Source organism: Pseudomonas viridiflava (assembly GCF_001642795.1).
Classification (GTDB): Bacteria; Pseudomonadota; Gammaproteobacteria; order Pseudomonadales; family Pseudomonadaceae; genus Aquipseudomonas; species Aquipseudomonas viridiflava.
On record NZ_LKEH01000043.1, the window covers coordinates 68,768 to 89,754 of the forward strand.

The 20,987-nt window shown below is 59.7% G+C and carries 21 protein-coding genes; 5 read left to right on the top strand and 16 right to left on the bottom strand.

From position 1 onward, the window contains the following. Positions 1-29: 29 nt before the first annotated feature. Genes AO065_RS20660 through AO065_RS20680 form a run of 5 tightly spaced genes read right to left on the bottom strand, consistent with a single transcriptional unit; the run spans position 30 to position 6,125 of the window. A complete protein-coding gene (locus tag AO065_RS20660; RefSeq protein ID WP_004883787.1) occupies positions 30-857 on the bottom strand; it encodes a TIM barrel protein in 828 nt (275 codons plus the stop codon). A gap of 32 nt (positions 858-889) precedes the next feature. After that, the gene (locus AO065_RS20665) at positions 890-2,392 is read right to left on the bottom strand and encodes a CoA-acylating methylmalonate-semialdehyde dehydrogenase (RefSeq protein ID WP_004883788.1); all 1,503 of its coding nucleotides are present in this window, start codon (positions 2,390-2,392) and stop codon (positions 890-892) included. 27 nt (positions 2,393-2,419) lie between these two features. After that, a complete protein-coding gene (gene iolB / locus AO065_RS20670) occupies positions 2,420-3,229 on the bottom strand; it encodes a 5-deoxy-glucuronate isomerase (RefSeq protein ID WP_004883789.1) in 810 nt (269 codons plus the stop codon). 13 nt (positions 3,230-3,242) lie between these two features. Continuing rightward, a complete protein-coding gene (iolE, locus tag AO065_RS20675; protein WP_004883790.1) occupies positions 3,243-4,142 on the bottom strand; it encodes a myo-inosose-2 dehydratase in 900 nt (299 codons plus the stop codon). A 45-nt stretch (positions 4,143-4,187) separates the two neighbouring features. Continuing rightward, entirely contained in the window at positions 4,188-6,125 is a 1,938-nt protein-coding gene (locus AO065_RS20680) for a bifunctional 5-dehydro-2-deoxygluconokinase/5-dehydro-2-deoxyphosphogluconate aldolase (RefSeq protein ID WP_004883791.1), read from the bottom strand. Positions 6,126-6,390: 265 nt separating this feature from the next. Between AO065_RS20680 and AO065_RS20685 the strand changes: the two genes are divergently transcribed. Then, a complete protein-coding gene (locus AO065_RS20685) occupies positions 6,391-7,299 on the top strand; it encodes a MurR/RpiR family transcriptional regulator (protein ID WP_004883792.1) in 909 nt (302 codons plus the stop codon). Positions 7,300-7,361: 62 nt separating this feature from the next. Here AO065_RS20685 and AO065_RS20690 read toward each other — a convergent pair whose 3' ends face one another. Genes AO065_RS20690 through AO065_RS20700 form a run of 3 tightly spaced genes read right to left on the bottom strand, consistent with a single transcriptional unit; the run spans position 7,362 to position 10,413 of the window. Then, positions 7,362-8,372, bottom strand: a complete 1,011-nt coding sequence (locus AO065_RS20690) for a lysylphosphatidylglycerol synthase domain-containing protein (RefSeq protein WP_004883793.1) — start codon at positions 8,370-8,372, stop codon at positions 7,362-7,364. Then, a complete protein-coding gene (gene clsB / locus AO065_RS20695; RefSeq protein WP_004883794.1) occupies positions 8,369-9,631 on the bottom strand; it encodes a cardiolipin synthase ClsB in 1,263 nt (420 codons plus the stop codon). The genes AO065_RS20690 and clsB overlap by 4 nt, the downstream gene beginning before the upstream one ends. Beyond that, positions 9,628-10,413 (bottom strand): endonuclease/exonuclease/phosphatase family protein, encoded by a 786-nt coding sequence (locus tag AO065_RS20700; protein WP_004883795.1) that lies wholly within the window; start codon positions 10,411-10,413, stop codon positions 9,628-9,630. Before AO065_RS20700 ends, clsB begins: the two co-directional genes overlap by 4 nt. A gap of 186 nt (positions 10,414-10,599) precedes the next feature. Between AO065_RS20700 and AO065_RS20705 the strand changes: the two genes are divergently transcribed. Both AO065_RS20705 and AO065_RS20710 read left to right on the top strand, forming a co-directional pair. Then, complete coding sequence (locus AO065_RS20705) at positions 10,600-11,058, top strand: hypothetical protein (RefSeq protein ID WP_004883796.1); 459 nt, start codon at positions 10,600-10,602, stop codon at positions 11,056-11,058. A gap of 184 nt (positions 11,059-11,242) precedes the next feature. Beyond that, a complete protein-coding gene (locus AO065_RS20710; protein WP_004883797.1) occupies positions 11,243-11,782 on the top strand; it encodes a cytochrome b in 540 nt (179 codons plus the stop codon). A gap of 55 nt (positions 11,783-11,837) precedes the next feature. Here the strand turns inward: AO065_RS20710 and AO065_RS20715 are convergent, their stop codons facing one another. The 3 genes from AO065_RS20715 to psrA form a co-directional block, all read right to left on the bottom strand. Next, on the bottom strand, positions 11,838-12,578 hold the full coding sequence (locus tag AO065_RS20715) for an S-methyl-5'-thioinosine phosphorylase (protein ID WP_004883798.1): 741 nt from the start codon (positions 12,576-12,578) through the stop codon (positions 11,838-11,840). A gap of 9 nt (positions 12,579-12,587) precedes the next feature. Beyond that, the gene (gene nagZ / locus AO065_RS20720; protein ID WP_004883799.1) at positions 12,588-13,598 is read right to left on the bottom strand and encodes a beta-N-acetylhexosaminidase; all 1,011 of its coding nucleotides are present in this window, start codon (positions 13,596-13,598) and stop codon (positions 12,588-12,590) included. Between the two features lie 91 nt (positions 13,599-13,689). Continuing rightward, complete coding sequence (psrA, locus tag AO065_RS20725) at positions 13,690-14,409, bottom strand: transcriptional regulator PsrA (protein ID WP_004883800.1); 720 nt, start codon at positions 14,407-14,409, stop codon at positions 13,690-13,692. A gap of 271 nt (positions 14,410-14,680) precedes the next feature. Here psrA and lexA point away from each other — a divergent pair, with 271 nt between their 5' ends. Further along, positions 14,681-15,289 carry a transcriptional repressor LexA gene (lexA, locus tag AO065_RS20730; RefSeq protein WP_004883801.1) on the top strand — a complete coding sequence of 203 codons (609 nt, stop codon included), beginning with the start codon at positions 14,681-14,683 and terminating at the stop codon, positions 15,287-15,289. Positions 15,290-15,298: 9 nt separating this feature from the next. Beyond that, positions 15,299-15,769 (top strand): SOS-induced cell division inhibitor SulA, encoded by a 471-nt coding sequence (sulA, locus tag AO065_RS20735; protein WP_004883802.1) that lies wholly within the window; start codon positions 15,299-15,301, stop codon positions 15,767-15,769. A gap of 28 nt (positions 15,770-15,797) precedes the next feature. Here the strand turns inward: sulA and AO065_RS20740 are convergent, their stop codons facing one another. From AO065_RS20740 to fadA, 5 genes are all read right to left on the bottom strand, one after another. Beyond that, on the bottom strand, positions 15,798-16,031 hold the full coding sequence (locus AO065_RS20740) for a hypothetical protein (RefSeq protein WP_025993436.1): 234 nt from the start codon (positions 16,029-16,031) through the stop codon (positions 15,798-15,800). A gap of 64 nt (positions 16,032-16,095) precedes the next feature. Continuing rightward, on the bottom strand, positions 16,096-16,617 hold the full coding sequence (locus tag AO065_RS20745; RefSeq protein ID WP_004883803.1) for a DUF6586 family protein: 522 nt from the start codon (positions 16,615-16,617) through the stop codon (positions 16,096-16,098). Between the two features lie 92 nt (positions 16,618-16,709). Beyond that, positions 16,710-19,322 carry a type I DNA topoisomerase gene (topA, locus tag AO065_RS20750; RefSeq protein ID WP_004883804.1) on the bottom strand — a complete coding sequence of 871 codons (2,613 nt, stop codon included), beginning with the start codon at positions 19,320-19,322 and terminating at the stop codon, positions 16,710-16,712. Between the two features lie 113 nt (positions 19,323-19,435). Then, on the bottom strand, positions 19,436-19,672 hold the full coding sequence (locus AO065_RS20755; RefSeq protein ID WP_004883805.1) for a DUF1653 domain-containing protein: 237 nt from the start codon (positions 19,670-19,672) through the stop codon (positions 19,436-19,438). Between the two features lie 122 nt (positions 19,673-19,794). After that, positions 19,795-20,970, bottom strand: coding sequence for an acetyl-CoA C-acyltransferase FadA (gene fadA, locus AO065_RS20760; RefSeq protein WP_004883806.1), 1,176 nt, complete (start codon positions 20,968-20,970; stop codon positions 19,795-19,797). Positions 20,971-20,987: the final 17 nt, after the last annotated feature.

Below are 20,987 nucleotides of genomic sequence, written 5' to 3' on the forward strand. Positions count from 1 at the left end.
CTTGTTGTTGTTTGAGGTGGAAGGTGTTTTCAGCCCGCCGCTACAGCGCGAGACAGGTGGCCCATGCTTGCCGACATTGCCTGAGAGATGTCGTCCAGCGCATGCACGCTCTCGGCAAAGGGCTCGAAGGACAGGTAACCGGTATAGCCGCCACCCAGCAGGCGTTCTATCTGTGAAGCGTTGCCAAGAATGTCCGCCTCGCCCACCAGCACCCGATGCCCGTCGCGAATGCTGTTGAGCGGTGCATCTGCGTCTTCGACGCCGGAGATGTGCACCAGCCCGGTCAGCTCCGGAAACAGCTCGACCTCGCCCGCCAGATGGTGGTGAAAGGTGTCGTGAACCAGACGAAACACATCCAGCCCGCCCACCTGTTTGATCGCATCGACCGCCTGACGCTTGAGGCGCAACGAGCACTCCTCGAACCCCAGCGGCTCGACGAAACCCAGAAGACCATGCTCGCGCAGGATCGGCGCCAGCGCCGTCAAGGCGGTGCGCAGGGCCGACGCACGTTGTGCGGCATTGCGCGGGTCGGCACGGTCGTTGAGTGGACACAGCACCAGCCCCTCGGCACCACAGTCACGGGCGTACTGCGCCAGCTTCGTCACCTGGGCATGGCGCTCGTCGTTCCAGACGTCGAACGGATACAGCGCATTGATCGACAGGACACGCACACCTTTTGCGGCGCACTGCTCACGCACCACCTGTGGTGGCGTGCCGTCCTCGATCTCGATGCCCTTCAGGTCATTGCGGATTTCGATGGCATCGGCCCCGAGGCTGACCGCCATATCCAGAAAATCAACCAGAGACAGACGCGGTGCGACCATTCGGTTGAGGGCAAAACGCAGGGGTTGGCTCATTGTTTTTGTTCTCCACTTCCCGTTGAAGAAAACTACTTGGCGGTTGGCATGCTGAATTCAGGGCCCTTGGCAATGCTGTCCGGCCAGCGCTGCATGACACTTTTGTAGCGGCTGTAGAAGCGCAGGCCTTCTTCGCCGTAGGCATGGTGATCGCCGAACAGCGAGCGCTTCCAGCCGCCGAACGAATGCCAGGCCATCGGCACCGGAATCGGTACGTTGATGCCGACCATGCCGACCTTGATGGAACGGGCGAACGCGCGCGCCACACCGCCGTCGCTGGTGAAGCACGACACGCCGTTGCCGAATTCGTGAGCGTTGATCAGCTCGACCGCCCTGGCAAAATCAGGCGCATGCACGATGCCCAGCACCGGTCCGAAAATCTCTTCCTTGTAGATCTGCATGTCGGGCGTGACGTTATCGAACAGCGTCGCACCGACGAAGAAGCCCTGCTCGGCACCCGGCACCTTGAAGTTGCGCCCGTCGACGATCAGTTTCGCGCCCTCCTTGACGCCCTGGTCGATGTAACCTTCGACCTTGGCCTTGTGCAAGGCAGTGACCAGCGGCCCCATGTCCGAATCGGCGTTCATGCCGTTGCCGACCTTGAGCTGGTCGATGCGCGGCAGCAGCTTGTCGATCAGTGCCTGACCCACGTCACCCACAACCACCGCGATGGAGATCGCCATGCAGCGTTCGCCAGCCGAGCCGAAGGCAGCGCCAATCAAGGCATCGGCGGCCTGATCCAGATCGGCATCTGGCATCACGATCATGTGGTTCTTCGCACCGCCCAGCGCCTGGACGCGCTTGCCGTGCGCCGTGCCCTGCTGATGGATGTACTCGGCAATCGGTGTCGAACCGACGAAGGACACCGCTTCGATATCAGGGTGCTGCAACAGCGCATCCACAGCGACCTTGTCGCCCTGCACCACATTGAAGACGCCATCGGGCAGACCGGCTTCCTTCAGCAGGCGCGCCATCAACAGGCTGGCCGAAGGATCACGCTCGGACGGTTTTAGAATGAAACAGTTGCCGGTGACGAGCGCCATGGGAATCATCCACAGCGGCACCATGACCGGGAAGTTGAACGGCGTGACACCGGCGCAGACGCCCAGCGGCTGACGCAGGTTCCAGTTGTCGATACCGCCGCCGATGTTGTCGCTGAAATCGCTCTTGAGCAGGCTGGGAGCACCGCAGGCAAATTCGACGATCTCGATGCCGCGTACCACTTCGCCACGCGCATCGGACAATACCTTGCCATGTTCGCGGCAGATGATCTGCGCCAGCTCGTCATGATGACGATCCAGCAATTCCTTGAATTTGAACATCACGCGGGCGCGGCGCAGTGAAGACTGATCGGCCCAGGCCGGGAAAGCCGCTTTCGCTGACGCAACCGCTTCATCGACGGTCTTGAGGCTGGCCAGCGCCACGCGTGCCTGAACACTGCCGAGCGCCGGATTGAACACGTCGCTGTAGCGTTCGCCATCGCCGTTGTGCACCTGCCCGTTGATGTAGTGGCCGATCACCGGTGAATCGCTCATCTGACTGACTCCATGTAAAAGAGAGAATTAAAGTTCCAGCAGCCAACTGTGCTGCGGATCGTTATGGAACTGCCACGCACGGGTGGGACCGGCCATCACGTTGAGGTAATAGGATTCGTAGCCATAAGGCACGGTGACCGGGTGATAGCCCTTGGGCACGACCACCAGATCGCTGTTTTCCACGGCCATGGCCTGATCGATGCTGCGGTCGTCGGTGTAGACGCGCTGGAACACGAACCCCTGAGGCGGATTGACCTGGTGGTAGTAGGTTTCCTCGAGAAAGCTCTCGTGAGGCAGGTTGTCCAGGTCATGTTTGTGGGGCGGGTAGCTCGAGGAATGGCCGGACGGCGTGCGCACTTCGACAACCAGCAGCGAATGAGCGACTTCGGTGTCCGGCAGGATGTCGCACACATAACGGGTGTTGGCGTTCTTGCCGCGCACGCTGCGCTTCATGCTGTCGGGTGTGATAAGCCGCGCCGGGGCGCGCTTCGTGCGGTCGCCGGGCGCTTTGCAAACCGCCAGATGGGCCGGCCCCAGCGCGGTGAATTGTGCCTGACTGTCAGGCGGCAGGTAGACCGCAAACGGCGATTTCTCTTCGAACACCGAGTGTCGGTCTCCGATATTTTCCCAACTGAACGCACCCTGCCCCGGCGCTTCGCCGCTGACACTCGCATGTCCGGTGAGCAGCACCACACACAGCTCATGATCACCTGCATTCAGCGGTAGACGGTCCCCGGCCTCAAGCCGGTAGGCGGAGAAGCCCACGTACTCGAGTGCGCCCTCAGGTAGCGCAACGATGTCTCGACCCTGAGTTTCGCTTTTGATCAACAGATTCATTGTCCAGTCCTCCTTATCGAGCATCGGCCAGCAATTGGCGCAGCGTGTCATAGCCTTTTTTGGCATAGACGTAGCTGGGCGCGACGGCTGGATCCTGTTCGGCCTCGACTACCAGCCAGCCTTTGTAATCGGCTTGCAACAGCACCTTGAGCAACGCCGAAAAATCAATATCACCATCACCCGGAACCGTGAACGTGCCGTTGATGATGCAGTCCGGAAAACTCCAGAGATTATTGCGCGCCAACTGCACGACCGGCTTGCGCACGTCCTTGAAATGCACATGGCAGACGCGGTCGATATGGCGGCTAAGTACGTCGAGCGGCTCGCCACCGCCCATGTAGCAGTGGCCCGAATCGAACAGCAGTCCCACTTCGCTGCCGGTCAACGCCATCAGGCGATCGATGTCCTGGGGTGATTCAACATAGGCGCCCATGTGGTGGTGGTACGCCAGTCGTACACCTTGCGACAGCGTGAACCGGGCCAGCTCGGTGAGCTTGTCGGCGTAGTCACGCCACGCTTCATCGGTATGAAAACGCGGTCGTTCGACCAGAGGAATACGCTGCCCCTGAATCGAGTCGGCCACCTCGCCATAGACCAGCACCGAGGCGCCGTTTTCGGCAAGCAGTTGTACGTGAGAGGCAATGGCTTCGATTTCTTCGGCCACCGCCCGACGGGCCAGACGACTGGAGTACCAGCCGGACACCAGCGCCAGGTCGTAGGGCCGCAAGACATCGCCGACGCCCTTGGCGTCCCTGGGAAACTTGCCGTTGAGCTCGAAGCCTTCGTAGCCGATGGCCTTGCCTTCACTCAGCGCTGTACTGAGCGGCGTTTCGCCACCCAGCGCAGGCAGGTCATCGTTGCTCCAGGAAATCGGGTTGATGCCGATGCGGATATTGGATACGGAAGCGGGCATGGCTGGACCTTTTTGTTGTTATCACGGCGTCAATGACGTTTGAATTCAGGCGCGGCTTTCGCGCCAGGATTCAATCAACCAGTTGAACGTGCTCTGTACCCTGGCCACCAGGGTCGCGTCATCGATCTCCCCGGCCATCCAGGCCCGGCTCGGTTCGCGAAAGATCGTCCGGCCGACGGCAAACCCCTGACAGGTGCGGCTGTTGCGTGCAGCGGCAAATCCCTCCGCCAGACTTTCGACCGGTGCATTCAAGCCCAACAGCACCACGCCACGGCAGTACGGATCACGCTCTTCGATCAAGGCATCCAGCTGCTGCCAGACTTCGGCAGTCTGTGCTTCGATCTTCCACCACGCAGGATAGATGCCCAGGTTGTAGAGGCGCTTGAAGGCCCGCAGCATTACGTCGGGATAGGTCGAGGGGTGATCTTTCGGCGGGATGATTTCCAGCAGCAGCTCGTGCCCGCTGACCTTGGAAGCCTCATACAGCGCCTTGATCTGCGCTTCCTGTTCCAGGCGCAGCATCGGTTCATCATCGGGGTGGTATTGCACCAGGCACTTGATGATCTGCTCTTGCGGCCAGTTGATCAGGTTGCTGCCAATCGAGCGGCCATGTTCGAACGCCAGGGGCCTGGAGCCCTGAATTTCGACCGGACGCGCCACCCACCAGCCACGACCGGTGGCGGCATTGAGCGCATCCTGACCGAAACGCTGATCGGCCAGCAGACCCACGTCAGCCTCGATACCTCGGTTGCGCAGATCGTTTTCGACCCGCTCCACCGCCTGCACGAACAGTTGCTTGATCCTGCCGATACTGCTCAGGTCGCGGCCCGCCTGTTGCGCCAGTTCGACCAGTTGCCCGCGGTGATCGAACGCAAAAATGAACAATTGCTTCCACTGTTTGCGTGGGATGCTGACCTGATGCAGCCGCTGCAGGCCGATATCCTGGTCCGGCCGGGTAATGGGTTGCGAACTGTTGAACAGATAATCCAGCTCGGCAGGCGTCGGCATGGCAGGGGCACAGGCGTGACGGGACACCACCAGCCCGCCACAGGCATTGGCCAACTGGCAGCAGCGTTCGTCGCTGGCGTCCTTGAGCCAGCCGCTGAGGAAACCGGACATGAAGGCGTCGCCCGCGCCCAACACGTTAAGCACTTCGACCCTGACGCCCGGATAGATCGCACCGTCTTCCAGACGCGCCGGAATAGCACCGTGAATCACCGTGCAGCCTTGCGGACCGAGCTTGACCACCAGCGTGGCGGCCGTGTGCTCGCGAACGGTGCGCAAGGCGCTCAGCAGATCGGTCGCACCGCCGGCAATCAGGAATTCTTCTTCTGTGCCGACGATCAGGTCGAAACGCGGCAGGATGCGCTGCACATGCTGGCTGACATTCTGATCGGCCACAAAGCGCGTCTCGCCGTCGGCCTTGCCGGCCAGCCCCCACAGCACAGGCCGGTAGTCGATATCCAGCACCCGGTGGACCTGATGCTTTTCGGCATAGTCGAGGGCCTGGATGCTGGCCTTGAAGACCTGATCGGTAGAGAAATGCGTGCCGGTGATCAGCAGCGCCTTGCTGGAGGCGATCTGCCCCTCATCGATGTCCTCAGCCCGCAGGGCCATGTCGGCGCAATTTTCGCGGTAGAACACCAAGGGAAATGTTTCGCGATCTTTCAAGCCGAGCAGCACCATCGCTGTCAGCCGCTCGGGGTCGCGCTTGATAGCGCTGACATCGCAGCCCTCGCGGGCCAGGGATTCAACCAGAAAGCGCCCCATATGGTCATCGCCGACCCGACTGAGCATGGCTGATTTCAACCCCAGCCGCGCGGTGCCGAACGCGATGTTCGCCGACGAGCCGCCCAGGTATTTGGCGAAGCTTGAAACGTCTTCGAGGCGGGCACCCACCTGCTGCGCATAAAGATCGACGCCCAGGCGTCCAAGACAAATTAGATCCAACTGACGCCCGGTAGCAAAGCGTGTCTGGCCCATGGTGGCTCCTGTTATTTTTATCAGCCTGCATGGCGCGTATCAGGTACACGCCGTGCCTTGTGAATGCAGCCTAAAACGTCCTGACGGATCAATCAATATTTATTCTATAATTTTTTATTGTGGAATATTTTTTCCATAAGCCGTCGCAAGTGCTGGCACAATGGGCAGGCAGGTGCGATATAGTTCCGATCCTGCCAAAAGCAGCCTTTATTGTCGGGGCTTCTCTACACGCCAATGCCCCGGAAAAACGTAAGAAGGATTGACTATGAACAGCACCGACCAGCCGTCTCTGCCAGAGGCTAGCGTCGACCTGCCACCGACCAGCGCCGAAGGCCTGTTGCGGCTGATCACCGACGAGTACGACGCCCTGCCCCGTCAGCTCAAACGCATTGCCAGCTACATGAGCCAGCAGAGTGACCGGATCATGGTTGACCGGATCAGCGATATTGCGCGGGAATGCGAGGTCCACCCGTCAGCCATCGTGCGCTTCTCGCAGCGCTTCGGGTTCAGCGGTTTCAGTGAGATGCAGGCGTTGTTTCGCGAAGCGTACACGCACAAGACCACGCCGGTGCAGAACTACCAGCAGCGTATTCGCAGCATGATTGCCAACAAATCGCACAAGGCCAGCGGTGGCGACCTTGCCCGCGAGTGCGTGAACGCGACCCTGTCCGGGCTGGAACGCCTGGGTGCGGAACTCGATGATGAGGAATTCGAAAAGGCCGTGGATCTGGTCGTCAATGCCGACAATATCTACGTCGTAGGTGTACGCCGCTCCTTCGCGGTCGCCGACTATCTGGTCTACAACCTGCAGCACACCAACAAACGCATCCACCTGATCTCGGGACTGGGGGGCAGCTACCGTGAGCAAATGCGCAGCGTACGGGCCAACGATCTGGTGATCGCCATCAGCTTCACGCCGTATGGCAAGGAAACCCAGCACTGCCTGCGCATCGCCCAGCACCATCAGGCCAAGACACTGATCATCACCGACAGCAATCTCTCGCCTCTGGCCAAACGGGCCAACTCGGTGCTGCTGGTCAACGAGGGCAGTTCGTTCGCCTTTCGCTCACTCAGCGCCACCCTGTGCCTGTGTCAGGCACTGTTCATCGCCGTGGCGTATCGACTTGAGTTGAAAGTGGACGAGATACACGAGCAGGTAGGATTCGATGACTGACGAGGCGCGAGACACGGGGAAGTGAAGTCCGTCAACACGGCCTTTCACCTCCCCCGCCACGTTCAGGATTTGGCCTCCTCTCCCATACGCTGCTGATTTCGTTCGCCCATTTTTTTTGCACGCTTTTCCAGCACCAGGTACACCACCACGGCCAGCAACAACGGCAGCAGGAAGTAGATCGCACGGTATCCGATCAGCGCGGCCAGCAGGCTGCCCTTGGAGAACTCGTGTGAAAGCAGTGTGATGAATACCGTTTCCAGCACACCAAGCCCGGCCGGAATGTGGGTGATCACGCCTGCGATACTGCTGATCAGCAGTACGCCCAGAATCGCCGGATAGAAGGCTTTCTCCGGCAACAGGATGAATATCACCGCCGCCATCAGCGACCAGTTCAAGGCACCGAGACTGGCCTGCATCAGGGCCTGCTTCATCGAAGGCAGGTTGAATTCCTGATCACGAATCTTCCACGAGCGACGCTTGGAGAAACGGCACGCCGCCAGGTACGCAAAGCACACCGCCAGCAGACCGAAACCGATCAACTGAAGCGTGTCAGTGCCAATCGACCATTCCTTGGGCAACGACAGAAAGCGCATGGAAAACACGAAACCCGCCAGCAGCATGTAGCCCAGCCAGTTGGTGATCAGGCTCAGGCTCAGAATGCGCGTGATGGTCGCCACGTCCAGCCCAAGCCTCGAATACAGCCGATACCGCAACGCAATCCCGCCCACCCAGGAACTCAGGTTGAGGTTGAAGGCGTAGCAGACAAATGTCACCGGGACGATCTGCTTGATCGACAGCTTGTGGCGCGTGTAATAACGCGCCAGAACATCGAAGCCGCAGTAAGTCAGATAGCTGAGCAGCGCCACGAAGGCCGCCATCAACAGCGTGCTGAGCTTGTAGGATTGCAGCGCCTGTTTGACCTCCTGCCAGTCCAGGTTCTTGACCAGCAGGAACAGCAGTACCGGCACGGCGATGAAGAAAAACAGATTGAATGCCCGTTTCGCCCACTTCCACTTGTCACTTTTCTTGTCACCCTTTGCGCCCTGCGAGGATGCGCTGGCTGCCTGCGTCATGATGTCTTCTCCTGATCCAGCTCGTGGTGCGCTTGTTGCTGCTCAATCACCTTGGCTTCCGGCACCACATCTTTCGCCCGCAACGGTTTCAGGCGCATGCCATGAACCGGGAACAGACCGGCGATTGCCGGAAACCTGCGCAGGAAAAAGAAGCTCAACACAATCATCGGAGCGCGCCACCACTGGCCACGCGCCGCGCCCTTCAAACTCATCTGGGTGCTGTGCGCTGCGGCAAGTTCCATCAGATGCGTCTGCAGCCGATCATTGAGCGACTGATCACGGATGAACAGGTTGGCTTCCAGGTTCAGTGCCAGACTCAACGGATCGAGGTTGCTGGAGCCGACGGTGGACCAGTCCTGGTCGATCAGCGCGACCTTGCCGTGCAACGCACGCTGTTTGTACTCATGAATGATCACGCCGTCGCGCAGCAGATAGGTGTAGGTCAGACGCGAGCAGACCCGCACGAAGGGCATATCCGGCTTGCCCTGCAGAATCAGCGTGACCTTGACGCCGCGCCGCGACGCGTTGCGCAGTTCGCGCAGGAAGCGGTAGCTGGGGAAGAAATAGGCGTTGGCCAGCGTGATGCGCTGCTTCGCCTCGCGAATGGCCTCAAGGTAGCGCTCTTCGATGTCCGTCGTGTGCTCGGCATTGTCGCGCTCGGCCAGCAGCATACGGGCGTTGCCAGCCGGCTCCAGCTTGAGTGGGATCGGCGTCAGCTTGGCGCGTACCGCATCGCTGAGCATGTTCACAGCGCTGCGATGAATGTCCTGAATGATCGGCCCGCGTACCAGCACCGCATAATCCTGCTTGGCGGTCAGACCAGTGTCAGTCATGTGATCGACGCTGTAATTGATGCCGCCGATAAAACCGATTTCGCCGTCGATCACCACCACCTTGCGATGCAGCCGGCGAAACAGATTGGTGCGCATGCCCATGAACCGCGGGCGCGGGTCGAACAGCTGAATCTGGACGCCCGCATCGATCATGGCCCTGACGAACGCGGAGCTGAGGTCGGACGTGCCGTAGTCATCGACGGTGATCACGACTTTCGCGCCATTTCTGGCCGCTTCGATCACGGCCTCCTGCAGGCCGACGCCGATCCGGTCTTCGAAAATGATGAAGGTCTCGATCAACACTTCAGTGCGAGCGGCACGAATGCATTCGAACACCCGGGTAAAGAAATCCTCACCGTTGATCAGCAACTCCACCGAGTTGCCGTCGCGCCACTGTTCTTTACTGCGGCCAGCCGTGTTGCTCATAAGGTCACCTCCACCGCCAGCGGTGCATGATCGGAAAGATGAGACCAGGGGCGATTGGAAAGCACCTTGGGCCTGTGGGTCGTGGCGTTGCGTACGTAGATCCGGTCCAGCCTCAACAGTGGCCAGCGCGCCGGAAAACTCTTGGCCGGTGCACCGAAGCGCTCAACGAAGGCTTCATGCAGCCCGGTTCCCTGCAACAGGGCGTCGGCACGCTGACGCCAGTCGTTGAAATCTCCGGCAACGATCACTGGCTCTCCATCAGGCAGACGGCCCATCAGCTCGGCAAGCAAACCGAGCTGCTTGCGCCGATGACTTTCGAACAGGCCGAGGTGCACACAGACGGCGTGCACATGACCATGATTCGGCACGTCAAGAATGCAATGCAGCAGTCCGCGCTGCTCCGTACCGTCAATAGAGATGTCGAGATTCTCGTGGCTCACGATCGGGTATTTGGAGAGCAGCGCATTACCGTGGTCGCCGTCCGGGTAAACCGCGTTACGACCGTAGGCGAAGTCACTCCACATGCTGTCAGCCAGAAACTCGTACTGCGAAATGGTCGGCCAGTCCTTCACGTTTCGGGCGTGACTCTGATGCTCTCCATGCACTTCCTGCAGAAACACCACATCAGCCGACACGCTGCGCACCGCTTCACGCAATTCGGGAAGAATGAATCGACGATTGAAAATGCCGAAGCCCATGTGCATGTTCATGGTCAGTACATTCAGGGAAATGCTGGCCGATACCGGCGTAGCCTGGCCGACGGGCGTATTGGCACTGGTCAAGACTGACTCCTGGATAGATATTCAACGTATATGAAGCCACCCGTTGGCACAGGTTCCATTGCTGAACGGCAATGCCATTCCTTTGCCATATCCACCCACTCGTCGAGCCTGGAGGAACTTTGGTCATCCGGCCCATTCGGATTTTTTCAACAGCAGTGAGGAAAATCCGTATCGAGGAACCACACGATGTCCAGGTCATGGATCAAGTCGTGGAAAGGAAGTTGCGTCATTCTGGCCGCGTGCCTGCTTTACACCGGTATCGCCTGGGGAGAGGCCTGTGACGTGACGACGACGTCCTCCAGCCCGCAGGTCCCTGTCGTTCAGGGCCATACCTGCTATGAGTTTCAACGCATGCCGCCCGGCACTATCGATTGGTCGTGCAGTAATGAAGACAGGGGCTCAAGACCCCGGCAGAAACGAAAGGTCTCCGCGTGCCCTGAAAAACCGATAGCGTCCTGTAGCGCGACACTCACGCAGGAAGCATTGGCCAACGAGCAGTCGACCAGCAAGGAACCGGGACAGGCCACGCTGGATATTCCGAGCGACGCGAAAGTGTTCACCTGGTACTACGATCTTCCGGAGCAGGCTCAGGCCCGAATCGACTGCGAACAGGCTGGGGGAACATTCAGTTACCCGTTGAAATAGCGGGGAGGCACAAGGCTTGCTTATGCACCCCCATCGGGGAGACTCGCGTCAGGAAACCAGCATCCTGTCAGCGCATGCGCATAGGTACTTAAGCTGCCGATGAACGCATGACCGTTGAAAGACTCTTACGCAGTGTGTCGAATCCGAGGCACACTGCCGAAAAATGCGACAAGGAATTCAGAACGTGCATGCACCGACCTCCCAACGCTACACCTCAAAAGCCCGCTGGCTGCATTGGGTCATGGCCGCGCTGATCGTGCTGGCCTACACGCTGATTCTCAGCCGCAGTCAGTTCGGCAAGGGTTCGGAATATCGCCTGCTGGTCGTGCAGAGCCATTTCTGGGTCGGCATTCTGATTCTGACGCTGGCATTTTTCCGCGTTGCCGAGCGACGTCGCCACCGGCCGCCGGGCATCACCCCGCCACTTGAAGGCGCGTTACGTGTGGCCGCAACGGTCTCGCATTACGCGCTGTACGCATTTCTTTTCATTCAGCCCGTGCTGGGCCTGCTGACGGTGATGGTGGAAAAAGGCGCCCTGCCCGTCCCGCTCACCGACCTGCAGATACCCTGGCCATTCGCGACTTCGGATCGTACGGCGGAATATTTCGAGGACCTGCACAAACTGCTGGGTTCGATTTTCTACTACGTGATCGCACTGCATGTGGTGGCAGCGATCTGGCACCACCTGGTGCGCAAGGACAATACCCTCAAGCGTATGGTCTGACGACACGTCAGGGCTTTCGCCGAAAGCCCTGATACTGCGCAGACCGAATGTGGGCCTACTGCGCCGACAGCACCCGCGCCAGCGTTGCCTTGACCTTGCCCATCCCGTCACGCAAGGCCTGCTCGATTTCAGCCATGGTGATGACAGCGGTCGACTTGCCTGCCGCCGGATTGACCACCAGCGCAAGACACGCGTAATCCAGCTCCAGCTCGCGGGCCAGCGCCGCTTCCGGCATGCCGGTCATCCCGACGATGTCGCAGCCGTCACGCTCCAGCCGAATAATCTCGGCCACGGTTTCCAGACGAGGTCCCTGTGTGCAGGCGTACACCCCACGATCACTGAACTCGCAGCCTTCAGCCGCAAGCGCTGCAACCAGACGGGCGCGCAGCGCCTCGCTGTAGGGGTAGCTGAAGTCGATGTGGGTAACCTGTTCCAGGTCGTCGGCGAAGAAGGTGTGCTGACGGCCACTGGTGTAATCGATCAGGTCATGGGGCACGCAGAAGTGCCCGGTGCCCATCGCAGGATGAATGCCACCCACTGCGTTAACGGCCAGAATCGCTTCGGCGCCGGCCTGCTTCAAGGCCCAGATATTGGCGCGGTAGTTGACCTGATGCGGCGGCAGGCGGTGCGGATGGCCATGACGCGCAAGAAACATCACTTCACGTCCGGCGTACTCGCCTATCTGGATTTCGCCGGACGGCGCGCCATAAGGCGTGTTCATGGGCAAAGACTGACGAATGTTCAGCCCTTCGAGCTGGGTCAGGCCGGTGCCACCGATAATCGCGTAAACAGTCATTGCTAATCCTTAGTCGATCAATTGGGCGCTGCGCAGTGCAGCAAGCGCGGCGAGCCAGCGTGGATCCTGTCGATACTCGGTGCTGGCAACGGCATTGCCACGCATGCGGGCGATACGCGCCGAAGGCTTGACCTTCATGCGCTGCGCCGCGGTGAGCGCCAGCTCTGCCGCCGCACGGTCATTGCACACCAGCCCCATGTCGCAGCCCGCCGTCAACGCGGCCTCGATACGGCTTGCCGCATCACCGACCACATGCGCGCCCGCCATCGACAGGTCATCACTGAAGATAACCCCGTCAAATTTCAGTTCGTCGCGCAGGATGTCTTGCAGCCAGCGGCGTGAGAAACCGGCCGGCTGCGAGTCGACTTTCGGGTAGATGACATGCGCCGGCATGACCGCCGCCAGTTGCTGACTCAGACGCGCAAACGGCACCAGATCATTGGCGCGTATCTGCTCCAGGCTGCGCTCATCGGAGGGGATCGCCACGTGAGAATCAGCCTCCGCCCAGCCATGACCGGGGAAATGCTTGCCGGTGGCTGCCATGCCCGCTGCGTTCATGCCGCGAATGAACGCGCCTGCCAGCAGGGCCGCACGCTCGGGATCGCCCTCGAAGGACCGCGTGCCGACGACTGCGCTGCGCTGATAATCCAGATCCAGCACCGGGGCGAAACTCAGGTCCAGCCCTACTGCCAGCACCTCGGTCGCCATCAGCCAGCCGCAATGCTCCGCCAGAAGCTCGGCATCGCGCTTTTCAGCGATGGCGCGCATCGCCGGAAGACGCACAAAACCCTGACGAAGACGCTGAACGCGCCCGCCCTCCTGATCCACTGCAAGCAACAGGTCGGGCCGAATGGCGCGAATCGCGGCACTCAGTTCACGCACCTGACGGGGATGCTCGATATTCCGAGCGAATATGATGAGACCGCCCACTTCGGGCTGACGCAGAAACTGACGGTCTTCGCTGGTCAGCCAGGTACCGGCGACATCGACCATCAGGGAGCCTTGCAGGCCAGAACTCATAGAAAAACCCTTACACACCAGTGCCCGATTACAATGCGGGCATGGTGCTTGATCCTGAAGCCCTGTGCAATGCGAAGGGCTTCAGCGATGCTCAGGCCTTGGCGGCGACAGGTGCAGGTGTGCTGATGCTCTTGCTGCGCGGCTTGAGCTGAGCGGCGATCATGGCGGAATCGGTCACCCCGGTGTCCGCACGCATGCCGGCAGCCAGGAAAGGCACCATCAGGCGCATGACCTGCTCGATCGAGGTATTGACGCCGAAATCGGTTTCGGCAATGGCGCGCAGGGCCTTGATGCCGGACATGCTGAACGCCGCAGCACCGAGCATGAAGTGCACGCGCCAGAACAGTTCGATGGGCGGGATACGCGGCGCGGCTTCGTTGACCAGCGTCATGTAGCGGCGAAAGACCTTGCCGTACATGTCTTCGAGGTAGCGTCGCAAGTGGCCCTGGCTCTGACTGAACGCCAGCCCCAGCAGACGCATGAAGATGGAAAGATCATTGCCACTGCGCGGCTGCACGACCAGCGCCTGTTCGACCAGAATCTCGAGCAGCTCTTCAAGCGTAGGCTTGTGCTCGGGCTTCGCCTGACGACGCTCCAGTTCGCGTTCGAGGCTGACGCAGAAAGGCCCCAGAAAACGCGAAAAAACCGCCTGGATGAGCGCCTTCTTGGACCCGAAGTGATAATTCACCGCAGCCAGATTGACAGAGGCCTTGCTGGTGATGAGACGCAACGAGGTTTCAGCGAAACCCTTTTCTGCGAACAACTGCTCCGCAGCATCAAGAATGCGTTCAACGGTTTCCGACTGTGCCATGGCTCTCTGCCTAACAAACGAACGTTTGAAACATACGTATCATACGCCCTGATTGTCAAGCAAACGCGTTCATTTTATGGCCGGACAGTCACGAATTCATGAAATAAACGATGAAATGTCTGGCATCCAGCAAGGCTGGTTGCATCACCCACGCACAGCGCAAGGTGATGCCTGTTGTAACCGCTCGGCGGTGAAAACGAAATAGTCGATTGCCATTGCGCTTCCACTGTATATAATCCCAGTCACTGTATAAAAAGACAGAGCGCTCGACATGATTAAACTGACGCCACGCCAGGCCGAGATCCTGGGCTTCATCAAACGCTGCCTCGAAGACAACGGCTTTCCCCCGACACGTGCGGAAATCGCTCAGGAGCTGGGCTTCAAGTCGCCAAACGCCGCTGAAGAACATCTCAAGGCGCTTGCCCGCAAGGGCGCAATCGAAATGACCCCGGGCGCATCACGCGGTATCCGCATTCCCGGTTTCGAAGCCAAACCCGACGAAAGCAGCCTGCCGATCATTGGCCGTGTTGCCGCCGGCGCACCAATTCTGGCGCAGCAGCACATCGAAGAATCCTGCAACATCAACCCGACCTTCTTTCATCCAAGCGCCGACTATCTGTTGCGCGTGCACGGCATGAGCATGAAGGACATCGGCATCCTCGACGGCGATCTGCTGGCGGTGCACACCACACGTGAAGCCCGCAACGGCCAGATTGTTGTTGCCCGGATCGGCGACGAAGTGACCGTCAAACGTTTCAAGCGTGAAGGCAGCAAAGTCTGGCTGCTGGCTGAAAACCCGGAGTTCGCGCCTATCGAGGTCGATCTCAAGGATCAGGATCTGGTGATCGAAGGTTTGAGCGTCGGCGTCATTCGCCGCTAAGGAGACGTTATGCAGTTCCATCAAGCACCGCATTCGCAATTACCGCTGTTCGAGGCGTTCATGGCCCAGCCCATCGCCCCGATGATCACGGATATCGTCGAAACGCCCTGGAGCAATGAGCCTGAGCCTTTCAGCGAACTGTCCTTGCGCGGTGCTGCAGGGAACTGCATGAACCTGCTCGCCCCCATCCTTCGCGAGCTCAGTCAGGATGACGATGCACGCTGGCTGACTCTCATCGCGCCGCCGTCGAACCTGACCCAGGCATGGCTACGCGATGCCGGTCTGAATCGGGAAAGGATTCTTCTGCTTCAGCCACGCGGCACTCAGAGTGCATTGGAATTGACGCGAGAGGCGCTACGGCTGGGACGCAGCCATACCGTGGTGAGCTGGATCAACCCACTCAGCACGTCGTCGCGCCAGCAGTTGATCGGTGCTGCGAGGATTGGTGAAGCGCAAAGCCTGAATATCAGACTGGGCTGAAGGCCCGGTCACTGATCAGCTGGACCGATTAGTGCAGAACGTGAGGCCCGTCATCCTTTTCGACTTCGCCTTCGGCCAGGCGACCGGCCATTTGCACGCCAACGCTCAACATCGCCTTGGCGACCTCGACGTGCTGACCCTGCATGAACGCCTTGGCATCGGCCGAGAAGTCCAGCGTGACCAACGAGCCCTCGTCATCAGCGCGACGCAGTTCAATTCGACCGTCAGGCAGTTCGACAATTTCAAGAAAAGAGGTAGGCATCAGTACAGTTACTCCGCAATAGGCTGGCATTGTAACAGCCTGCCAGCCCTTCCATCATTGCTTTTCAGCACTCGCTCAAACCTTCACGGAAACGCACCGCCAGGCTTTTCAGTTGTTGGCGCCAGCTCTCCAGTTCTTCGCGGGTCAATTCCGGCTCCGGCTCGGCATCCAGATTCACTGCCACAATCATCGGCTGGGTCACGTCACCCTTGGGTTTGACGGGGGCACGCGGCGGCTGAAAAAGCGCGTTGTAAGCCGCCAGCAGCCTGGCCAGCCAGGTCTCGCGGTGCTGAGCCAGTTCGACCAGCTCAGCCATCTCAGGGATCGCAATAGCGTCCAGCACTTCCTGAGTCAGCAACTGCTCTGCACGCGGCGCGCTGGCCTGTGGCAGGCGGTAATAGCCTGCAATCTCGTGGCACAACCCCAACAAGGCACCGTACAGATGAAACAGCACCGATTCGCGCTCAGCCTGCTGCAACGCCTGTGCGTTGATCACCTGACCGTTCTCGGCCTTGCCCAACGCCTCGAGCGCCAGCCCGGCAAAATAAATCTTCTGGTTGGTACGGGTGTAGAGTTCATGAGCCATGGCAACTCTCCATCACAATCGAATAAGACCAGCATAGCCGGACCGCGCTGCCTTGGAAGAACGTCCGGCACGTGGGTGCCGGACGTCAAGGGTCAACGCTTGTCTTCGACCTTCCAGGCGCTGCCATCGTAGAACGCACGCCAGCCGGTAGGCTTGCCTTCAACCTCGGTCTGCACGTACTGCTCCTTGGTCTTGCGACTGTAACGGATCACCGACGGACGGCCGTCCGGATCCTTCTTCGGCGCTTCGCAGAGGAAGTGATACTTCGGATCGATCTCGTCCTTGTGCGGCGCGATCTCGATCACCAGCGGTGCGCGGGTCTCACGGTTTTTCGGGAACTGACTGGCCGCCAGGAACAACCCGGAAGCGCCATCACGCAGGATGTACGTGTCATCAACCTTGTCGCACTTGAGTTCCGGCATCTTGACCGGATCCATCTTGGGCGGTGCCGCGTCGCCACTCTTGAGCAGCTTGCGGGTGTTCTTGCACTCAGGGTTGGTGCAGCCGAAGAACTTGCCGAAACGGCCGGTCTTGAGCTGCATCTCGCTGCCACATTTGTCGCATTCCAGGCTCGGGCCTTCGTAGCCCTTGATCCGGTAGGTGCCCTTCTCGATCTCGTAGCCAGTGCAATCCGGGTTGTTACCACAGATGTGCAGCTTGTGATTCTCGTCCAGCAGATAGGCATCCATGGCCGTGCTGCAGATCGGGCAGCGATGCTTGCCGCGCAGAACCCTGGACTCGGACTCACCCTCGTCGTCCTCGGCGATTTCGTCGCCAGGCGTGAGATTGACGGTAGCCTTGCAGCGCTCCTTGGGTGGCAGGCTGTAGCCCGAACAACCGAGGAACACGCCGGTGGAGGCGGTACGAATCTGCATCGGACGATCACAGACCTTGCACGGAATGTCGGTCATGACCGGCTGGTTGGCGCGCATGCCGCTGTCCGGCGCTTCGGCCACTTCCAGCTTTTTGCGGAAATCGCCGTAGAACTCGTCCAGCACGTTCTTCCAGTCGCGTTGTCCCTGGGCCACGTCGTCGAGGTTTTCTTCCATGCCGGCGGTGAAGCCGTAGTCCATCAGGTTGGCAAAGCTCTCGGACAGGCGACCGGTGACGATGTCACCCATCTTTTCCGAATAGAAGCGGCGATTGTGAAGCGCCACGTAGCCGCGGTCCTGAATGGTCGAAATAATCGCTGCGTACGTCGATGGACGGCCGATACCGCGCTTTTCCATTTCCTTGACCAGGCTCGCTTCGGAGTAACGCGCTGGCGGCTTGGTGAAGTGCTGGGTCGGATCGAGCTTGTTCAGCTTCAGGGTTTCGCCCTGCGCCATGTCCGGCAAGACGTCGTCGTCGCCAGGCTTGGCCATTTGCGGCAAGACGCGGGTATAGCCGTCGAACTTGAGAATGCGACCCTTGGCACGCAGCTCGAAATCGCTGGCGGCAACACTGACGGTGGTCGACAGGTATTGCGCAGGCGGCATCTGGCAGGCCACGAACTGGCGCCAGATCAGCTCATACAGGCGCTCGGCGTCGCGCTCCATGCCCGACAGCTTGGACGGGTGCATGTTGACGTCGGACGGACGAATCGCTTCGTGAGCCTCCTGTGCGCCTTCCTTGCTGCTGTAGACGTTCGGCGATTCCGGCAGGTACTTCTTGCCGAACTCGGTTTCGATGTAATCGCGCGCCATGCTCACCGCGTCGGCCGACAGGTTGGTCGAGTCGGTACGCATATAAGTGATGTAGCCAGCTTCATACAAGCGCTGGGCCATCATCATGGTCTTCTTCACGCCGTAGCCCAGACGATTGCTCGCTGCCTGCTGCAGGGTTGAAGTGATGAACGGCGCCGACGGCTTGCTGCTGGTCGGTTTGTCTTCACGCTTGATGATGCTGTAGCTGGAAGCCTTGAGCTTTTCCAGCGCGGCCATGGCCTGCGCTTCGTTCAACGGCTTGAAGGCTTCGCCGTTTTCACGGGCGACTTCGAAACGCACGTTGGCGCCCTTGGCAGTGCCCAGATCGGCGTGGATTTCCCAATATTCTTCGGGATTGAACGCACGGATTTCGCGCTCACGCTCCACCACCAGCTTCACGGCAACCGACTGCACCCGGCCTGCGGAAAGGCCGCGAGCGACTTTCTGCCACAGCAGCGGCGAAACCATGTAACCGACCACGCGGTCCAGGAAGCGACGCGCCTGCTGGGCGTTGACCCGCGCAATGTCCAGCTCGCCCGGTTTGGAGAAGGCTTCCTGAATGGCTTTCTTGGTGATCTCGTTGAACACCACGCGCTTGTAGCGGCTATCGTCGCCGCCAATGGCTTCGCGCAGGTGCCAGGCAATAGCTTCCCCTTCGCGGTCCAAGTCCGTCGCGAGATAGATGGTGTCGGCATCCTTGGCGAGCTTGCGCAGCTCTTCGATCACCTTCTCCTTGCCGGGAAGGATTTCGTACTTGGCTTTCCAGCCATGCTCCGGATCGACGCCCATGCGTGAGACCAGCTGGCGCTGCGCCTTTTCTTTCGGCGTCAGTACCGGGCCCTCGCCTGCGGCGGCCTTGCCACGCTTGGCGGCAGGCTCTTTGGCAGCACTGGCCGAACCGCTGGTGGGCAGGTCTCGGATATGGCCGATACTCGACTTCACCACGTACTGGTTGCCCAAATACTTGTTGATGGTCTTGGCCTTAGCCGGGGATTCCACGATGACCAGCGATTTGCCCATGGATCAGAAAATTCCTGAATACTAGATGAAAGACAATGACGAGCTTGTAAAGGCCACGCTATATATAGTGGCTACAAGGTGAGGTCAAGCACAGCCTGTTGTGAATTTGCGCGTCACGAACCCGAAAACAGGCTCGGTTCGGCCTGGACCAAAGCAAAGCGCGGGACTTGCTCGCCGTCAACCTCGACGGACTCCAGGAACATATCCAACGGACGAACCCACATGCCGAAATCACCGTAGAGCGCCTGATAGAACACGACGTCTTCTTCGGTTTCAGAATGCTTCGCCACACTGAACACCCGGTATTCCGGACCTTTATAGTGGCGGTAGAGCCCTGGTTGCAGTTGCATGGTGCAGCCCTCGTGAAACGGGTTCAAAACAGAAACACAGCCTTAACATTGGGGTTAAAACCGCTTTTTCAAAAATACAAAAGCCGGAGCATCAAGCCCCGGCTTGCATCACGTCAGGCAGATCAGACGCGTTCGAAAACGGTCGCGATACCCTGTCCCAGTCCGATACACATGGTGGAAACCCCGAGGTTGCCGCCATTCTGCTTCATGACATTGAGCAAGGTGCCGGAGATGCGCGCACCGGAACATCCAAATGGATGGCCCAGAGCGATGGCGCCGCCATGCAGGTTAACCTTCTCGTTCATCTTGTCGAGCACTTTCAAATCTTTCAGCACGGGCAGAGCCTGTGCAGCGAACGCTTCGTTGAGCTCGAAGAAGTCGATATCGGCGATGCCCAGGCCTGCACGCTTGAGTGCTTTCTGGGTCGCAGGTACTGGGCCATAGCCCATAATTGCAGGGTCCACACCGGCAACGGCCATCGAGCGGATCACCGCCATTGGCTGGATGCCGAGGTCCTTGGCACGCTGCGCCGACATCACGATCATGCATGACGCGCCATCGGTGATCTGCGAAGACGTGCCCGCTGTCACGGTGCCACCTTTCGGATTGAATGCCGGCTTGAGCGCCGCCAGACTTTCCAGGGTGGTGTCCGGACGAATGGTTTCATCGTAGTCGAAGACCTTGAGGAAGCCGTTCTCGTCATAACCCTGCATTGGGATGATCTCGTCCTTGAACTTGCCCTCCAGCGTCGCCTTGTGGGCGAGCTGGTGGGAGCGCAGGCCAAAGGCATCCTGTTGCTCGCGGGTAATGCCGTGCATCTTGCCGAGCATTTCTGCGGTCAGCCCCATCATGCCCGACGCCTTGGCGGCATACAGCGACATGTGCGGGTTGGGATCGACGCCGTGCATCATGCTGACGTGGCCCATGTGCTCCACGCCGCCGATGACGAATACATCGCCGTTGCCGGTCATGATCGCCTGCGCAGCGGTGTGCAGCGCGCTCATGGACGAACCGCACAGGCGGCTCACGGTCTGGGCGGCAGAGGTGTGCGGGATCTGGGTCAGCAGCGACGCCATGCGCGCGATGTTCCAGCCCTGCTCCAGGGTCTGGTTGACGCAGCCCCAGATCACGTCCTCGACTTCCGCCGGGTCGATCTTGTCGTTGCGCTCCAGCAGCTTGCTGATCAGGTGCGCAGACATGTCTTCGGCGCGGGTATTGCGGTGCATGCCACCCTTGGAGCGGCCCATCGGGGTGCGACCGAAGTCGACAATCACGACGTCTCTTGGATTCAAGCTCATACGTTCATTCCTCAGAA

What these genes read in the sequence shown, in the direction of transcription:
- iolE (WP_004883790.1), bottom strand. Translation starts at nt 4,142, where the DNA reads ATGCCCGCTTCCGTATCCAATATCCGCATCGGCATCAACCCGATTTCC.
- AO065_RS20705 (WP_004883796.1), top strand. Translation starts at nt 10,600, where the DNA reads ATGTCCAGGTCATGGATCAAGTCGTGGAAAGGAAGTTGCGTCATTCTG.
- nagZ (WP_004883799.1), bottom strand. Translation starts at nt 13,598, where the DNA reads ATGAGTTCTGGCCTGCAAGGCTCCCTGATGGTCGATGTCGCCGGTACC.
- fadA (WP_004883806.1), bottom strand. Translation starts at nt 20,970, where the DNA reads ATGAGCTTGAATCCAAGAGACGTCGTGATTGTCGACTTCGGTCGCACC.
- AO065_RS20660 (WP_004883787.1), bottom strand. Translation starts at nt 857, where the DNA reads ATGAGCCAACCCCTGCGTTTTGCCCTCAACCGAATGGTCGCACCGCGT.
- AO065_RS20680 (WP_004883791.1), bottom strand. Translation starts at nt 6,125, where the DNA reads ATGGGCCAGACACGCTTTGCTACCGGGCGTCAGTTGGATCTAATTTGT.
- AO065_RS20715 (WP_004883798.1), bottom strand. Translation starts at nt 12,578, where the DNA reads ATGACTGTTTACGCGATTATCGGTGGCACCGGCCTGACCCAGCTCGAA.
- AO065_RS20740 (WP_025993436.1), bottom strand. Translation starts at nt 16,031, where the DNA reads ATGCCTACCTCTTTTCTTGAAATTGTCGAACTGCCTGACGGTCGAATT.
- AO065_RS20755 (WP_004883805.1), bottom strand. Translation starts at nt 19,672, where the DNA reads ATGCAACTGCAACCAGGGCTCTACCGCCACTATAAAGGTCCGGAATAC.
- AO065_RS20685 (WP_004883792.1), top strand. Translation starts at nt 6,391, where the DNA reads ATGAACAGCACCGACCAGCCGTCTCTGCCAGAGGCTAGCGTCGACCTG.
- AO065_RS20745 (WP_004883803.1), bottom strand. Translation starts at nt 16,617, where the DNA reads ATGGCTCATGAACTCTACACCCGTACCAACCAGAAGATTTATTTTGCC.
- clsB (WP_004883794.1), bottom strand. Translation starts at nt 9,631, where the DNA reads ATGAGCAACACGGCTGGCCGCAGTAAAGAACAGTGGCGCGACGGCAAC.
- psrA (WP_004883800.1), bottom strand. Translation starts at nt 14,409, where the DNA reads ATGGCACAGTCGGAAACCGTTGAACGCATTCTTGATGCTGCGGAGCAG.
- AO065_RS20665 (WP_004883788.1), bottom strand. Translation starts at nt 2,392, where the DNA reads ATGAGCGATTCACCGGTGATCGGCCACTACATCAACGGGCAGGTGCAC.
- topA (WP_004883804.1), bottom strand. Translation starts at nt 19,322, where the DNA reads ATGGGCAAATCGCTGGTCATCGTGGAATCCCCGGCTAAGGCCAAGACC.
- iolB (WP_004883789.1), bottom strand. Translation starts at nt 3,229, where the DNA reads ATGAATCTGTTGATCAAAAGCGAAACTCAGGGTCGAGACATCGTTGCG.
- AO065_RS20690 (WP_004883793.1), bottom strand. Translation starts at nt 8,372, where the DNA reads ATGACGCAGGCAGCCAGCGCATCCTCGCAGGGCGCAAAGGGTGACAAG.
- sulA (WP_004883802.1), top strand. Translation starts at nt 15,299, where the DNA reads ATGCAGTTCCATCAAGCACCGCATTCGCAATTACCGCTGTTCGAGGCG.
- lexA (WP_004883801.1), top strand. Translation starts at nt 14,681, where the DNA reads ATGATTAAACTGACGCCACGCCAGGCCGAGATCCTGGGCTTCATCAAA.